The sequence below is a fragment of the Streptomyces sp. 11x1 genome (assembly GCF_032598905.1).
Lineage (GTDB): Bacteria > Actinomycetota > Actinomycetes > Streptomycetales > Streptomycetaceae > Streptomyces.
This window is the reverse complement of sequence record NZ_CP122458.1, coordinates 9,991,218-10,005,806: the sequence shown is the minus strand read 5'-3', so window position 1 is coordinate 10,005,806 and position 14,589 is coordinate 9,991,218. Positions and strand designations below refer to the sequence as shown.

Here is a 14,589-nt window from a genome sequence, read left to right as displayed (position 1 = left end):
GTCAGTGCGTGTGTTCGGCCGGCGGTTCCTCCGCCGGGCTCGGTGCGGCCGCTCCCCCGGCCTCGACCGTGAACGCCGCCGTGTGGACCCTGCCGTCGTGCTTGAAGTCCAGGAAGAGCCGGTAGCTGGGGGCGGTGGCCGTGAAGGAGATGTCCGGGCCGGGAGCGGTCGTGCCGTCGCCGGGCTCGCCGTTCGGGTGGACGTGCAGGTAGGCGAGGTCACCGGAGCGCAGGGCCACCAGGTGGCCGTACGCGCCGAGGTAGGGCTGCAGATCGGTGACGGGCCTGCCGTCCCGGGAGACCTTCAGTTCCAGCTCGCTCGCGGCGCCCGGGCGCAGGCCGCCCTCCAGTTCGACCTCGTAGCCGTTGACCTCGGCGGTGTCGGCCGGTGCCGGGAGCTCGCGCGGCTTGTACGTCCCCGAGACGGCGAGGTCGGCGCCGAGGGTGAGGTTCTCGGCGTCCGCGCCGGCCGGGGTGAAGTCGGCGAAGGCGCGGTAGTCACCGGCCTCGGGCAGGTCCACGGGGGTGCTCCAGGTTCCGTCGGCGGCACGGGTGGGGTGCAGATCGCGATAGGTGACCAGGTCGCGCGAGGCGAGGATCAGGTGGAGTTCCTTGTCGTGCTCGCGCTGGTACGCGGTGACGGCGCGGCCCTTCGCGTCCCTGATCACGAAGCGCAGGTCGGAGCGGTCTTGGGCGGTGACGCTCGGGGTGCGCAGGTCGAGGCTGTAGCCGCCCTCGGAGATCTGCAGTCCGCCGGCCGGGGCGGCCGCGTGCGCACCGGCGCCCTCTCCGGGCTCCGGTGACTTCCCGGTGTGGCCGTCGCGGCGCGCGGGCTCTTTCTTCGCCGTGTCCGAGACGACGGGTTCGACGCCCTTGCCCACGCCGTAGGCGGCGCCGAACGTCGCGGCCAGCGCGGCGGCGAACGCGGTGATCCTCAGTCCGGTGTTCATGGCCGTCTCCTTCGAGGTTCAGGTCTTCACACAGATACCCCTAGGGGGTATGTAGGCAGCAGTGGGCAAGGATACCCCCGCCCTGTATCCGAGAAGATCGCTACCCATCACGTACGAGGGAGCAGCCATGACCGTCACCACCACCGGTACCGGGACCGCCGCGGAGGTGGAGCTCACCATCGGCGGCATGACCTGCGCCTCCCCGTGACCCTCGTACGGGGCGACCTGCGCGCGGCGGCCGACGCCATCCGCCCCGCCCGCCGGACCCTCGGCACGATCCGGTCCAACCTGTTCTGGGCGTTCGCCTACAACGTGGCCGCCGTGCCGCTCGCGGCGGCCGACTGAATCGACCGGCCCGGGCCGTGGGGCCGTTCCCCCGCCGGGCGTGACCTCGCCGAATTCGCGACCTTCGCCAATTCACCGAGGTCACGCCCGGACGGGGTCGCCGAGCGATTCAAGGCGACGCCCGCGCCCCTTCGACGAAATCGCCGCCGAATTACCGGCTCCGGTTCAACCGGGCGGCAAATCGCGGAACTGTGCCGTGAATCACAGCGGTTAGGGCCGGGAGATCACGCTCGAATACCACGCCCTTGCCGAATTCCCCGCCGGGGCCACGGAAAGCCGTCAGGACCGCTGATCGAATTCGACGCGAGCGATCACTGAGGGTGACGGGCGCCAAGCCAGGCGAGGGTGGCGTCACGGCCGGGGTGTTCTCCCGGAGGGCGCATGCCATGCGGCATGCGGCGGGTGCCCACCCTGATCGGGCGGGCCCCCGCCTTCGGAGTCGCGGGACGACCGCCCCGGGTCAGCCCGCCCGCGGACCGTCGAGCATGGCTCGGTGAGTGAGGGGTTCACGCAGGCCGAGTGTTCGCGGAGCCTCGTCCCCGTGTACGCGGTGCGGTAGACGCCGCGTTCCTGCAGTTCCGGGATGAGCAGATCGACGATGTCGTCCAGCCCGTCGGGGATCAGGTACGGCGTGACGTTGAACCCGTCGACGGCACCGTGCCGCACCCAGGGGGCGAACCGGTCGGCGAGGCCGGCGGGGGGTGCCGGCACGGCCGCACTGCGGGCCGAGCGCGATGACGGTCTCGCGCAGCGACCAGCCGTCCGCCTCGGCCTTCTCCCGCCAGCCGGCGACCACCTTGTGCGGATCGGCGACGCGGCCGGGCGCCGAAGGAACCGTCGTTCTCGACCACGACCGGGTCCTCCTTCGGCAGCGGCCCGTCCACGTCCCGGTCGGAGAGGTCCCGGTTCCACAGAAGCCCGGCGATACCCAACGCCGAGGCGGGGGTGACCTGTTGGCGGCGGATCCAGCGCTTCTTCTCCTGTGCCTCCTCCTCGGTGGCCCCGATGATGATCTCGGTGCCGGGGAGGATGCGCAGATCGCCCTCGGGCCGTCCGGCGGCCGCCAGGCGGGCCCGGACGTCCTCGGCGAAGGCGAGCGCGTCGTCGGAGTCCTCGCCGTGCGCGGAGAAGATGACATCGGCGTCGCGGGCGGCGAAGTCCCGCCTCTCGGCCGAGTCTCCGGCCTGGAAGATCACCGGATGCCCCTGGGCGCTGCGCGGCAGGGTGGGCACCAGGTCGACGTCGAACTGCCGTCCCCGGTGGCTCAGTCGGCGTACGGCACCGGGCGCCGCAGGTGGAAAGGCACCGGGCGAGCCGGAGGCGGCGCCGTCCATCCAGCCGTCCCAGAGGGCCCGGGCGACGGTCAGCGGAACAACGGGAGCGACGCCGACGACGACGGCGGTCGACGCGGCGACGAACGCGGCCCGTTCCACCGCGCCGATCCGGCCGACCGTGTCGGGCGCGGCGGCGGGTGGGAGCAGGCCGTCGTCCCGGGTGAGCGGGGTGAACCCGGCGCTCTCCGCGGCGACGGCCACCCGGGCCACGCCTCGCGGGGTGAGCACTTGGTCGGGAGCGTGGGCGGCGCGGCGCCAGGCCGCCGGGGGGCGCCTCGCCGTCGAGTTCGACGGCGAGGCGCAGGGCGGAGCCGGACATGGGGGTTCCTTCCGAGGACACGACGAGAGGTCCGGCCCTAGTGATGTAGCCACTGGGTGCCGGCCGGGGGTCAGAGGCGTGCGGAAGGACAGACGGCGGAGGCGGTACGGCAGTAGTCCACGTGCCGTCGGGTGATCAGCCGCGCACCGGCGCCGGCACCGTGTGGTGCCGCGTCACGTACGCGCATCAGGGCCTCCACCCGTTCAGTACCGGCCGCTTCAACCTACGTCGTCCGCACGGGAAGACGGCAAGCACATTAGTTGTACACGCATATGAAATCATCGAGCACGAGCGGGAGCGGCGCCCTGCTTTCGTACGCGAGTCGCAGTTCAGGGCGCCGCCACCTTGCCCACGGGCACCGCTTCCGGGCGCCGCCCCCCTCCCCCGCCCCACCGGCTCAGGGCGCCGCCCCGCCCCGCGGACCACCTTGTCCCAGCCTCGGCCCCCACTTAGCCTCGTTTTGTGCCGCGAATAAACAAAACCCGATCGCACAACGCCGTGCCGGGCCACCCCGCCGGACCCTCACACCTGCGAACCCTCCGTATCGCCATCACCGCCTTCTTCGCCCTCGACGGCTTCGTCTTCGCCGGCTGGGTGGTCAGAATCCCCGCGATCAAGGAGCAGACCGGCGCCTCGCCCGGCGCCCTGGGGCTCGCCCTGCTGGGCGTGTCCGCCGGAGCGGTGATCACGATGATGCTCACCGGCCGCCTCTGCCGCCGCTTCGGCAGCCACCCGGTGACGGTCGCCTGCGCCGTGCTGCTGTCCCTCAGCGTGGCCCTGCCCCCGCTCACCCACTCGGCGCTCGCCCTGGGCGCGGTGCTCCTGGTGTTCGGCGCGGCCTTCGGCGGGATCAACGTCGCCTTCAACAGCGCCGCCGTCGACCTGGTGGCCGCGCTGGGGCGGCCCGTCATGCCCGGTTTCCACGCCGCGTTCAGCCTCGGCGGCATGGTCGGGGCCGGGCTCGGCAGCCTCGTCGCGGGCTCACTCTCCCCCACCCGCCATCTGCTCGGCATCACCGTGATCGGCCTCCTGGTGACCGCCGTCGCCGCGCCCGCCCTGCTGCGCCACGAACCCCCCGCACCCCTCGACCGCGCTCCTGGCCTGCCCGCCCGGGAGACCGGCCCGCGGGTCCCCGGCCGCCTGGACGGCCGTACGCGCGCGCTGGTGGTCGTCCTCGGCCTGATCGCCGGCTGCACGGCCTACGGCGAGGGGGCGCTGGCCGACTGGGGCGCCCTGCACCTGGAGGCGGACCTGGACGCCTCACCCGGTGTCGCGGCGATCGGTTACTCGTGTTTCGCGCTCGCCATGACCGTCGGCCGACTCACCGGAACCACCCTGCTCGAACGTCTGGGCAGGTCCACCGTGCTCGTGGCCGGCGGGGCCACCGCGACGGCCGGCATGCTGCTCGGCTCCCTCGCCCCCTCGGTCTGGGCGACCCTCCTCGGCTTCGCGGTCACCGGTCTCGGCCTCGCCAACATCTTCCCGGTGGCCATCGAACGGGCCGGCGCGATGGCCGGTCCGGGCGGTGTCGCGACCGCCTCCACGCTCGGCTACCTCGGCATGCTCCTCGGCCCGCCCGCGATCGGTTTCATGGCCGAGTGGTTCTCGCTGCCCTCCGCACTCACCAGCGTCGCCGTACTCGCCGCGTTCGCCTCCGTCATCGCCTTCGCCACGCGCCACTCGGCCGCGAGTTGACCACTCACCGTTGCCTCTTGACCCCTCGCGGTGCATGAAGTCAGCCCTCCGAGAAGATGAGGCAACCATTCAGTCGTTCGATTCGTATAACTCCCTGGAGACACTGCGACCCGGCCGAACAGAGGGAGGCCGGAGCGTCACCATCCGCTTTCCGGATGGTCCCGAACAAGGAGAAACGATGCGACTGTTCGTGCTCAACTACGCTCGCTCCACTGAGCAGTTGGAGTTCAGCGCTCCGTACACCTACGACTCCGGGCTGCAGTTGAACGTGCTCGCCGATGGGCGGATAGCCGCTCACGACCAGGGTCTTATGCGGGAATTGGGGGCGACGACGTCCACCGCGGGTTCGAAGACCCATTTCGACGACTGAACGCGGACCAGCGACGATGACGGTGCTGATCCTCACCAGCGAACAGGATGTGACGGCGGACCTGGTGGTGGCACAACTGAACAGGACCGGCGTCCCGGTGGTCCGGCTCGACCCCGCCGACCTCCCAGGCGGGGTGGCCCTCTCCGGCGAGTATGTGCACGGCGCCTTCCGCGGACATCTGTCCGCCGGCGGACGCCTGGTGAGCATGAGCGGGCTGCGCTCCATCTGGCTGCGCCGGCCGGGCGTCCCGGCCAGCCGGGTCGGCGAGCCGTCCGCCTGGCTGACCGAGGAGTCCTCGCAGGCCCTGTACGGCATGCTGCGCGGCACGGGGGTCCGCTGGATGAACGACCCGGACGCGGCCCGGCGGGCCCGCCACAAGCCGTGGCAGCTGCGGCACGCCCAGCGCTGCGGCCTCCCCGTCCCGGCCACGCTCATCACCACGTTCCCGCAGGCCGCCCGCGACTTCGCCGAACGCTTCCCGGACCTGGTGGTCAAGCCGGTCTCCGGCACCCACCCGCAGGAGCCGGCCCGCACAGTCCCCACGAGTCGGGTCGCGCCCGGCACCGACTTCACCGCCGTGGCGTTCGGACCGACGCTGCTGCAGCGCCGGATCGCCAAGGCGGCGGACATCAGGCTCACCGTCGTCGGCGACCGCATGCTGGCGGCCCGCAAGGCGGTCGCCCCGGACGCGCATCCCGAGGAAGTCGACGTCCGCTTCGCGGCCTCCACCGCGCCCTGGCGGCCGGTGGAGGTCCCGGCGCGCACCGCCGCCGCCGCGCGCGCCTATCTGCGGGACGCCGAACTCGCCTACGGTGCCTTCGACTTCGCTGAGGACGCGGACGGGATCTGGTGGTTCCTGGAGTGCAATCAGTCCGGCCAGTTCGGGTTCGTGGAGATGGACACCGGCCAGCCGATCGCCCACAGCGTCGCCGAGTGGCTGGCCGAGGAGGACCCGGGGGCGAGGACACGCCACCACGGGCGCATCCGCTCGGCCCCCTGACCCCACCGGCGACCCAGTCGCGCCCCGAGCGCCGACCCGACTGGGGCTTGCGCTCAGCCCGGTGACGGCCACGCGGGGCCAGGCATGCGCGTCGGCCCGGGCGTGCCATCGGCCCGGGCATCACGTCGGCCCTGGCAGGCACGCCGGCGTGAGCTTTGCGTCGGCCCGGGCCACACGCGTCGGCTCGGCAACAGCGTCGGCCCTGGCAGGCACGCAGGCTTGGGCATCGCGTCAGCCAAGGCACACACGTCGGCTCGGCATGTGCGTCGGCCCGGGCGTACCATCGGCCCGGGCACGCGCCGGCCGGAGCACACACGTGGGCTCGGCAACTGCGTCGGCCCGGGCACGCAGGCTCGGGCATGGCCTCGGCACCGGCACGCACGCCGGCTCGGGCATTGCGTGCCGGGGCAGGTACGTCGGCTCGGCACGTACATCGGCCCGTAACAGGCGCTGCACGCGCGGTTCGTCCGGCAGACTCCTCCCATGGAGACCGCTGAGCACATCAGAGCCCTGGACGAGGAAGGCCGACTGCTCGCCACGGCCGCCCGCAAGGCCGGTACGGACGCCGAGGTCCCGACCTGTCCGTCATGGCGGGTACGGGACCTGGTACGCCACACGGGAGCCGTGCACCGCTGGGCCACGGCCTTCGTCGCCGAGGGACAACCCACGCCCCGCCCCCTCCCGGACGGGCCGGGAGAACTGGACGGTGACACACTGTTGACCTGGTTCGAGGACGGCCACCGACGTCTCCTCGACACCCTGCGCGCCGCCCCTGCCGACCTCGACTGCTGGAGCTTTCTGCCCGCCCCCTCCCCCCTGGCCTTCTGGGCACGCCGCCAGGCCCACGAGACGGCCGTGCACCGCGCCGACGCGGAGTCCGCCCTCGGCGACGCGCGCGGCGCCCACCTCACCGAGGCCGTCCTGGACCCCACCCCGACCCTCACCTCCGACTTCGCCGTCGACTTCGCGGTCGACGGCATCGACGAACTGCTGCTCTGCTTCCACGCCCGCCCCAAGAGCCGGGTGCGCACCGAAACACCACGTGTCCTACGGGTGCGCGCGACCGACACGGACGCCGCCTGGACCGTACGGCTGTCGTCCCAACCACCGGCGGCGGAACGCGTGGACGTCTCACACGCCCCGGACGCGGACTGCGAGATCACGGGCCCGGCGTCCCGGCTCTACCTGGCTCTGTGGAACCGGATCCCCCTCCCCTCCGTCACCGGCGACCCCGCACTCGCCGAGCTGTGGCGGGAAGCCTCGGGCATCGTCTGAAACCGAACCGGCGGGCGCGCCGACCTTCTTGTCCGGTACGCCCGCCGCCCCCACACTCGGTCCATGGGGAGACGGACGCAGGCCGAGCGGGACGCGATGACGACGGAGATCGGGTTCGCCCTCTTCGCGGGGGCGGTGATGGCGGGCGCGGCCTATTTCGGGGTGACCGAGTTCCTGCCGGACGTCGTCGGCTCCCTGCGCGGCCGGGAGGACCTGCTCCGTCACCTCTCGGCCGCCGCCACCGTCGTGGTTTTCGTCGCGGTCGTCACGATCGTGCTGACCCGCTTCAGGCACGCCCTCCGGGCGGACCGGCGGGCTCCCGCACCGCCCGACGGACCGGGCGAGGCGCGGCCCAGCCGACCCGGCCGCGACAACCCGAACTCGCAGTCCCCGTAGGCCAGGACGACGATCCGCGCGCGGTCGCGGGCGCCCGGCCGCCGCCCGCCCAGTCGGTGATCACGTCTGCTCCGGGCGGACCACACCGGCCAGTCCCACATGGCGGGCGAGCCCGTGCGCCGCGTACCGGAAGAACATCTCGCGGTCCTCGACCACCTTGTTGAACTGCCCGAACACCTCGAAGTTGACCAGCCCGAACAACTGGGCCCACGCCCCGACCAGCACCGCGAGCGCCTCCGGCGGCAGATCGGGAGCGAAGTCCTCAGCCATCCGCACCGCCTCGGGCCGCAGCTCGGCGGGCAGCTCCCGCAACGCCATCGCGTCGGCCAGATGCGCGTCCCGCAGGATCCGGATGAGCACCTGCCCCGTCCGGGAGGCGGCCGGCACCGTCGTCTCGGGCGCGCTGTACCCGGGCACCGGCGAGCCGTAGATCAACGCGTACTCGTGCGGCCGCGCCAGCGCCCACGCCCGCACCCCCTCGCACACGGCGACCCACTGCCCGGCCGGGCTCTCCCCGGCGGCCTTCGCGTGCGCGGCCTCGGCGGCCCCGCCCAGGGACTCGTACGCGTCGATGATCAGCGCGGTGAGCAACTCGTCACGGCTCGGGAAGTAGCGGTACAACGCGGAGGAGACCATGCCGAGTTCGCGTGCGACGGCCCGCAGCGACAGCTTGGCGGCACCCTCCGCCGCGAGCTGTCTGCGCGCCTCGTCCTTGATGGCGGCGGTGACCTCGATCCGGGCACGGGCGCGAACCCCTCGTGCAGTGCTCATGAAGAGGAGTGTGCCACAGATTCAGAGCACTGCACACAAACAAGAGCACTGCTCTTGCTGCAGAGCACCAATCTCGTGCACACTGCTCTCAAGTGAGAGCAGTGCTCTCCGGACGCATCGCCCGGAGACCCGCTCGCCCGCCCACGGGAGGAACCCCATGTCGTCGTCGCCCCACTACATCAAGGCCAACCGCGTCGACCGCGCGCTCAACGGCATCATCGGCTGGCTCGCCCGCCACGGCGTCAGCCTCCTCGGCACGGCCGAACTCTCCGTGCGCGGCCGCAGGAGCGGCGAGTGGCGTCGGCTTCCGGTCAACCCGTTGCCGTACGAGGGCGGCCCCTACCTCGTCTCGGCGCGCGGCCACTCGGAGTGGGTGCGCAACATGCGGGCGGCCGGCGGCGGACGGCTCCAGGTGGGCCGCCGGGTGCGGGAGTTCACGGCGGTCGAGCTGCCCGACGAGGAGAAGCCCGCCGTGCTGCGCTCCTACCTGAAGAAGTGGGGCTGGGAAGTGGGCCGGTTCTTCGGTGACGTCGACGCCGACTCCACCGACGCCGAATTGCTCGCCGCCGCGCCGAAGCACCCCGTCTTCCGGATCACCGTCCAGCGGTGACCGGCCGGGGTGCCGGTGGCGACACGGGCGACGGCCTGGTCCTACTTGTCGAACGCGGTCAGCGCGCGCTGGGCGATCGGGTGGCTGCGGACGATCTCCCCCAGGGAGGTCGACCCGCGCGTGATGTCGACGAACGCCCGCCACGCGGGCCGGAATCCGGTGAGGGCCGCGTGGAAGAGCCCCGGCCGCCGCTCGAAGGCGATCAGCAGCCGCTTGCCGACGCTCATCTCGACACCGAGCCCGGCCTTCACGGCGAACGCGTAGTTCAGGGCCTGGCGGCGGGTGTCCACCGCGTCGTGGGCCTCGGCGATCCGCACCGCCCACTCACCGGCCAGCCGCCCCGAGCGCAGCGCGAAGGAGATGCCCTCCCGGGTCCACGGCTCCAACAGCCCCGCCGCGTCCCCGCAGACCAGCACCCGGCCCCGCGACAGCGGCGAATCGTCGGCCCGGCAACGCGTCAAGTGCCCGGAGGAGACGCTCGGTTCGAAGCCGGCGAGGCCGAGCCGTCCGATGAAGTCCTCCAGGTAACGCTTGGTGGCGGCACCTTCACCGCGCGCGGAGATCACCCCGACGGTCAGGGTGTCGCCCTTGGGGAAGACCCACCCGTAACTGCCGGGCATCGGGCCCCAGTCGATGAGGACGCGCCCCTTCCAGTCCTCGGCGACCGTCTCCGGAACGGGGATCTCCGCCTCCAGGCCGAGGTCGACCTGGTCGAGCTTCACCCCGACATGTGCCCCTATGCGGCTGGCGCTGCCGTCCGCGCCGACGACGGCCCGCGCGAGCAGCGTCTCACCGCCCTGGAGGACGACGGCGACGGTACGCCGGTCGGGCACCGCCGAGCCGTGCTGCTCGACACGGGTGACCGTGACGCCCGTCCGCAGCTCGGCGCCCGCCTTCTGGGCGTGCTCGACGAGCTGCTGGTCGAACTCGGGCCGGTTGATCAGCCCGAAGAGCATCTGTTTCGACTTGCGTGTGCGGGCGTAGCGGCCGTCGAGGGAGAAGGTGACCGCGTGCACCCGGTCCTTGAAGGGCAGTTCGAAGCCGGGCGGCAGCGCGTCGCGCGAGGGACCGATGATGCCGCCGCCGCACGTCTTGTAGCGCGGCAGCTCCGCCTTCTCCAGCAACAGGACGCTGCGTCCCGCGACCGCCGCCGCGTAGGCGGCCGAAGCCCCTGCGGGGCCCGCGCCCACCACGACGACGTCCCACACCCGCTGCACGTCGTCCGCCGAAGAGTTCTCGCTGCTCACGATGGTCTACTGCTCCCGATCCAGCCGCCTGCCGCACCTGTCCCCCGCATCCTACGGCGGGTGACGCCCCAGGCCGCTGTGGGAGGATCGGCAGCGCATGCGCCCTACACCGACACACCGGGCAGGAGCGTGTGCGGCCCCGTACCCAGAAGGACAACGTCGCACCCACCAGGAGCGTGCCCATGCCGTCGAACCCGGTCGCCGAGACCGTCGCCTCGCTGATTCCCCGGGCGAAGCAGGAGCTCGCCGAACTGGTGGCCTTCAAGTCGGTGGCGGACTTCGACCAGTTCCCGAGGAGCGAGAGCGAGGGCGCCGCGCGCTGGGTCGCCGACGCGCTGCGCGCCGAGGGCTTCCAGGACGTGGCCCTGCTCGACACCCCCGACGGCACCCAGTCCGTGTACGGCTGCCTCCCGGGACCCGAGGGCGCGAGGACGGTCCTCCTCTACGCCCACTACGACGTGCAGCCGCCGCTCGACGAGGCCGCCTGGGTGTCGCCGCCGTTCGAGCTGACCGAGCGCGACGGCCGCTGGTACGGGCGGGGCGCCGCCGACTGCAAGGGCGGTGTGATCATGCACCTGCTGGCACTGCGGGCCCTGAAGGCCGACGGCGGGGTGCCGGTCACGGTCAAGGTGATCGTCGAGGGCTCCGAGGAGATGGGCACCGGCGGCCTCCAGCGGTACGCCGAGGCGCACCCCGAACTGCTCGCCGCCGACACCGTCGTGATCGGGGACGCGGGCAACTTCCGGGTGGGCCTGCCGACGGTCACCACCTCCCTGCGCGGCATGATCCTCATGCGGGTGCGCGTCGACGCCCTCGAAGGCAACCTGCACTCGGGGCAGTTCGGCGGCGCGGCCCCCGACGCGCTGGCCGCGCTGATCCGTGTCCTGGACTCCCTGCGCGCCGAGGACGGCACGACGACCGTCGAGGGGCTCGTGAGCGACGGGACGTGGGACGGCCTGCAGTACACCGACGCGCAGTTCCGCGAGGACGCCAAGGTGCTCGACGGTGTGGCGCTGGTCGGTGCCGACACCGTCGCCGACCGGATCTGGGCGCGGCCCGCCGCCACCGTGCTGGGCATCGACGCCCCGCCCGTGGTCGGCGCGACCCCGTCGATCCAGGCGAGCGCCCGCGCCCTGGTCGGGCTGCGCGTCCCGCCGGGCGTGGACGTCCAGCAGGCGATCAAGCTGCTCGAAGCGCATCTGGTGGCCCACACCCCGTGGAGCGCCCGGGTCGCTTGCGAACTCATCGGCCACGGCCAGGCGTTCCGCGCCGACACCTCCAGCCCGGCGTACGAGGCGATGGCGGCGGCGATGGCCGTCGCCCACCCGGGTCAGGAGATGCAGTACGCGGGGCACGGCGGATCCATCCCCCTCTGCAACGCCCTCGCCGCCCTCTACCCCGACGCCGAGATCCTCCTCATCGGCCTCAGCGAACCGGAGGCCCGGATCCACGCGGTCAACGAGAGCGTGTCCCCTGAGGAGTTGGAGCGCATGTCGGTGACGGAGGCCCTGTTCCTGCGGAACTACGCAGCCAACTGAGCGAGCCCGCGCCCCGAAAGGGGCGCGGGGAACTGCGCGAGCAACCACGATCCACCCGCACCCGCCCGACCACCGACCCGAAACGGCGGCGGCACGAACAGCCCCCTACACGGGAACCCCTGCCTCCAGGTACAGCGCAGCGCCCCGCTCCCGAGCCCGCAACGCCCACCGCAGCCGCTCGTAGCGCACCGGCGGCAGCAGATCCGCGGCCTGTTCCTCCGTGACGAACCGCCAGTCACGCAGCTCGGTCCCCGGCAGCACGGGCCGCTGCGGCCCACTGACGTCCAGCCGCCCGCCGTCGAACAGCAGCCGCAGCCCTCCGTACCTCGGTGCCACCGGCGCCTCCCAGTCGACGACCAGCAGCCGGGGCACCTCGTCGAGCCGTATCCCGGTCTCCTCCAGCACCTCCCGCACCCCCGCCCTGGCCGGTGCCTCCCCCGCCTCCACCACCCCTCCGGGGAACTCCCACCCGGGCTTGTAGGTCGGATCGACGAGCAGCACCCGGTCCTGCTCGTCGAACAACAGGACCCCCGCGGCGACCGTCTCGGCGGTCGGCTCGGGGGTCTGCACGATGTCGCACACGGGTACCCCGTCGGTGGCCACGGCATCGGCGATGCGCCGCGCGGTCTCGTACGGGGTGAGGGTGCCGGTGTCGACGAGATGGGCGTCCGAGGTGAGCCAGCCGCTCAGCGCGGCGCGGTACGGCGCGATGTGGTCGTACGCCCATTGACGCAGCCGCATCTCGCCCTCGGGGAGGTCGGGCGGGATCTCCCGCCCGGCTATTCGCTCCCGCAGTATCGTTTCAGCCGGGGCCAGGAGCAGGTGCCGTACAGGGATGCGGCGGGAGGCGAGGCCGCCGAAGATCTCGTCGCGGTACTCCTGGCGGAGCAGGGTCATGGGGACCACGAGGGTGCCGCCCAGCTCGGCGAGCAGTGCGGCGGCGGTCTCGACCACCAGCCGGCGCCAGCTCGGCAGGTCCTGGAAGTCGCCGACCTCGGCGAGGCGTTTGGCCGGCAGCATGTGCGTCAGGGCGCCGCCGATGACCTCGGGGTCGAAGAGCGTGCTGTTCGGGATCAGTTCGATCAGTTCCCGTGCGGTGGTGGTCTTCCCCGCACCGAACGCACCGTTGATCCAGACGATCACGGTTCCCCCTCTTCTGTTGACCCCCTGAGGCTTGCCCTCCACTCCGCCACGGAAACCAGCCGCTGATGAGGAGCCGGAATACGACGACGGCGGGCCCCGCCGAAGCGGGCCCGCCGTGCGCGGTGCGTGGGGAGGCGGACGGAGGATCCGTCACCCCCCACCAGGACGTCAGCCCTGCTTGCCGTCCTTGCCCTCCTGGCCCAGGCCTCCCAGGGCGTCGTCGTCGACCGCCAGGCTGTCGCTGGAGACCGTCTTGCCGACCTCGCCGAGCGTGTCCTCGACGTCCAGTTTACTCAGTGCGTCGGTCTTGCCGAGCGTGTCGGCGGCTTCCAGACCGTGCGACGGCGTGACGGCCGCGACGACGAAACCGGTGGCCAGGGAGGCGATGGCGAGCATGCTGCGCTTCTTCATGCCCCGCTCAACTGCGGAAGCCCCCGAGGGGTCACGCCCCGTTTCCGCGTTTCGTTCTCGCCCCGATCACTCCGTCCCGGATCCCGGCCCGCTCCGTCGTCCGGTCAGCGCCGCCGCGGCCGCGCCGACCAGGCCGGCGTCGGTCCCCATCACGGCGGGCGCGATCGTCAGGCCCTGGACGAAGGAGAGGGTGGCGTAGTTCTTGAGTGCGGTGCGGAGAGGGGCGAAGAGGACGTCACCGGCGTTCGCGACGCCGCCGCCGATGACCGCGAGATCGATCTCGACGAGGGCGGCGGTGGCCGCGATCCCGGCGGCGAGGGCCTGCGCGGCCCGTTCGAACGAGGCCACGGCGACCGGGTCGCCGGCCCGCGCCGCGGCGGCGACCGCGGCGGCGGAGGTGTCATCGTCGGGCCCGGGCCGCCAACCGTTCTCCAGGGCGCGCCGGGCGATGTTGGGCCCGCTGGCGATGCGCTCGACGCAGCCGCGGGCGCCGCACGGGCACGCGTCACCGTCGAGGTCGACGCTGATGTGGCCGATGTGGCCGGCGTTCCCGGTGGGGCCCGTGTGCAGTTTCCCGCCGAGGACGAGGCCGCCGCCGACGCCCGTCGACACGACCATGCACAGCGCGTTGTCGTGGCCGCGCGCCGCGCCCTGCCAGTGCTCGGCCGCCGTGATGGCCGCGCCGTCGCCGATCAGTTCGACGGGCAACCCGCCGGTGACGCCCCGGACCCGCTCGACGAGGGGGAAGCCGCGCCAGCCGTGGATGTTCACGGGGCTCACCGTTCCGGCGGAGGCGTCCACCGGTCCGGCGCTGCCGATCCCCACCGCCGTCGCCCCGCTCCACCGCGGATCGGCGGCCAGGTCGCCGAACACCTCCTCGACGGCCCGCATCACGGTGTCGCCGTCCTCCCGCGAGGGCGTCGGGCGCTGCGCGCGCACCAGGATCCGGCCGTGGCCGTCCACCAGCGCCCCGGCGATCTTGGTCCCGCCTATGTCGAGCGCGGCCACGAGGTCGGTCTGCATCAGTGTCAGTTCTCCCGCTGCGAGTCTCCTACCGGGCGCCCGAATCCAGCGACACCCGGATCTCCGGCCGGAAATCCGGCAGCACGACGCTCGCCTGGTGGGGGGCGCCGGCCAGAGAATGCGATAGACAGTCTCCCCCGGCTGTGACAACGTTGTCCAGGCT

The 14,589-nt window shown here is 72.6% G+C and carries 16 protein-coding genes; 9 read left to right on the top strand and 7 right to left on the bottom strand.

What is annotated here, in order from left to right:
• Position 1: 1 nt before the first annotated feature.
• Positions 2-949, bottom strand: coding sequence for a hypothetical protein (locus P8T65_RS44050; protein ID WP_316731035.1), 948 nt, complete (start codon positions 947-949; stop codon positions 2-4).
• 61 nt (positions 950-1,010) lie between these two features.
• On the opposite strand from P8T65_RS44050, the gene P8T65_RS44045 reads away from it, so the two are divergent.
• A complete protein-coding gene (locus P8T65_RS44045) occupies positions 1,011-1,157 on the top strand; it encodes a hypothetical protein (protein ID WP_316731977.1) in 147 nt (48 codons plus the stop codon).
• Entirely contained in the window at positions 1,154-1,294 is a 141-nt protein-coding gene (locus P8T65_RS44040; RefSeq protein WP_316731976.1) for a hypothetical protein, read from the top strand. The genes P8T65_RS44045 and P8T65_RS44040 overlap by 4 nt, the downstream gene beginning before the upstream one ends.
• Positions 1,295-1,914: 620 nt before the next feature.
• Here the strand turns inward: P8T65_RS44040 and P8T65_RS44035 are convergent.
• Positions 1,915-2,856: an LLM class flavin-dependent oxidoreductase gene (locus P8T65_RS44035; protein WP_316731034.1), complete on the bottom strand. Its 942-nt coding sequence runs from the start codon at positions 2,854-2,856 to the stop codon at positions 1,915-1,917.
• Positions 2,857-3,445: 589 nt separating this feature from the next.
• On the opposite strand from P8T65_RS44035, the gene P8T65_RS44030 reads away from it, so the two are divergent.
• From P8T65_RS44030 to P8T65_RS44010, 5 genes are all read left to right on the top strand, one after another.
• Positions 3,446-4,642, top strand: a complete 1,197-nt coding sequence (locus tag P8T65_RS44030) for an MFS transporter (protein WP_316731033.1) — start codon at positions 3,446-3,448, stop codon at positions 4,640-4,642.
• Between the two features lie 178 nt (positions 4,643-4,820).
• Positions 4,821-5,012, top strand: coding sequence for a putative ATP-grasp-modified RiPP (gene tgmA, locus P8T65_RS44025; RefSeq protein ID WP_184898055.1), 192 nt, complete (start codon positions 4,821-4,823; stop codon positions 5,010-5,012).
• Positions 5,013-5,028: 16 nt separating this feature from the next.
• Positions 5,029-6,012 carry an ATP-grasp ribosomal peptide maturase gene (tgmB, locus tag P8T65_RS44020; RefSeq protein ID WP_316731032.1) on the top strand — a complete coding sequence of 328 codons (984 nt, stop codon included), beginning with the start codon at positions 5,029-5,031 and terminating at the stop codon, positions 6,010-6,012.
• A 483-nt stretch (positions 6,013-6,495) separates the two neighbouring features.
• Positions 6,496-7,287 carry a maleylpyruvate isomerase family mycothiol-dependent enzyme gene (locus P8T65_RS44015; protein ID WP_316731031.1) on the top strand — a complete coding sequence of 264 codons (792 nt, stop codon included), beginning with the start codon at positions 6,496-6,498 and terminating at the stop codon, positions 7,285-7,287.
• Between the two features lie 63 nt (positions 7,288-7,350).
• Positions 7,351-7,683: a DUF6332 family protein gene (locus P8T65_RS44010; protein ID WP_316731030.1), complete on the top strand. Its 333-nt coding sequence runs from the start codon at positions 7,351-7,353 to the stop codon at positions 7,681-7,683.
• Between the two features lie 60 nt (positions 7,684-7,743).
• Here P8T65_RS44010 and P8T65_RS44005 read toward each other — a convergent pair whose 3' ends face one another.
• On the bottom strand, positions 7,744-8,454 hold the full coding sequence (locus P8T65_RS44005) for a TetR/AcrR family transcriptional regulator (protein ID WP_316731029.1): 711 nt from the start codon (positions 8,452-8,454) through the stop codon (positions 7,744-7,746).
• A gap of 157 nt (positions 8,455-8,611) precedes the next feature.
• Here P8T65_RS44005 and P8T65_RS44000 point away from each other — a divergent pair, with 157 nt between their 5' ends.
• On the top strand, positions 8,612-9,064 hold the full coding sequence (locus P8T65_RS44000; RefSeq protein WP_316731028.1) for a nitroreductase family deazaflavin-dependent oxidoreductase: 453 nt from the start codon (positions 8,612-8,614) through the stop codon (positions 9,062-9,064).
• A gap of 41 nt (positions 9,065-9,105) precedes the next feature.
• Here the strand turns inward: P8T65_RS44000 and P8T65_RS43995 are convergent, their stop codons facing one another.
• Positions 9,106-10,311: a geranylgeranyl reductase family protein gene (locus tag P8T65_RS43995; RefSeq protein WP_184898043.1), complete on the bottom strand. Its 1,206-nt coding sequence runs from the start codon at positions 10,309-10,311 to the stop codon at positions 9,106-9,108.
• A 182-nt stretch (positions 10,312-10,493) separates the two neighbouring features.
• On the opposite strand from P8T65_RS43995, the gene P8T65_RS43990 reads away from it, so the two are divergent.
• Positions 10,494-11,849 (top strand): dipeptidase, encoded by a 1,356-nt coding sequence (locus P8T65_RS43990; protein WP_316731027.1) that lies wholly within the window; start codon positions 10,494-10,496, stop codon positions 11,847-11,849.
• Positions 11,850-11,954: 105 nt separating this feature from the next.
• On the opposite strand, the gene P8T65_RS43985 is transcribed toward P8T65_RS43990, so the two are convergent.
• The 3 genes from P8T65_RS43985 to P8T65_RS43975 all read right to left on the bottom strand — a co-directional run bounded on the left by P8T65_RS43985 (position 11,955) and on the right by P8T65_RS43975 (position 14,426).
• A complete protein-coding gene (locus tag P8T65_RS43985) occupies positions 11,955-12,992 on the bottom strand; it encodes an NUDIX domain-containing protein (protein ID WP_316731026.1) in 1,038 nt (345 codons plus the stop codon).
• A 168-nt stretch (positions 12,993-13,160) separates the two neighbouring features.
• Positions 13,161-13,403, bottom strand: coding sequence for a hypothetical protein (locus P8T65_RS43980; protein WP_230216845.1), 243 nt, complete (start codon positions 13,401-13,403; stop codon positions 13,161-13,163).
• 66 nt (positions 13,404-13,469) lie between these two features.
• Positions 13,470-14,426 carry an ROK family protein gene (locus P8T65_RS43975; protein ID WP_316731025.1) on the bottom strand — a complete coding sequence of 319 codons (957 nt, stop codon included), beginning with the start codon at positions 14,424-14,426 and terminating at the stop codon, positions 13,470-13,472.
• Between the last annotated feature and the right edge of the window lie 163 nt (positions 14,427-14,589).

Bases quoted from the DNA above. Each gene is read 5' to 3' on its own strand.
- P8T65_RS44050 (WP_316731035.1), bottom strand. From the start codon at position 949: ATGAACACCGGACTGAGGATCACCGCGTTCGCCGCCGCGCTGGCCGCG.
- tgmA (WP_184898055.1), top strand. From the start codon at position 4,821: ATGCGACTGTTCGTGCTCAACTACGCTCGCTCCACTGAGCAGTTGGAG.
- tgmB (WP_316731032.1), top strand. From the start codon at position 5,029: ATGACGGTGCTGATCCTCACCAGCGAACAGGATGTGACGGCGGACCTG.
- P8T65_RS44015 (WP_316731031.1), top strand. From the start codon at position 6,496: ATGGAGACCGCTGAGCACATCAGAGCCCTGGACGAGGAAGGCCGACTG.
- P8T65_RS44010 (WP_316731030.1), top strand. From the start codon at position 7,351: ATGGGGAGACGGACGCAGGCCGAGCGGGACGCGATGACGACGGAGATC.
- P8T65_RS44005 (WP_316731029.1), bottom strand. From the start codon at position 8,454: ATGAGCACTGCACGAGGGGTTCGCGCCCGTGCCCGGATCGAGGTCACC.
- P8T65_RS44000 (WP_316731028.1), top strand. From the start codon at position 8,612: ATGTCGTCGTCGCCCCACTACATCAAGGCCAACCGCGTCGACCGCGCG.
- P8T65_RS43990 (WP_316731027.1), top strand. From the start codon at position 10,494: ATGCCGTCGAACCCGGTCGCCGAGACCGTCGCCTCGCTGATTCCCCGG.
- P8T65_RS43980 (WP_230216845.1), bottom strand. From the start codon at position 13,403: ATGAAGAAGCGCAGCATGCTCGCCATCGCCTCCCTGGCCACCGGTTTC.
- P8T65_RS43975 (WP_316731025.1), bottom strand. From the start codon at position 14,426: ATGCAGACCGACCTCGTGGCCGCGCTCGACATAGGCGGGACCAAGATC.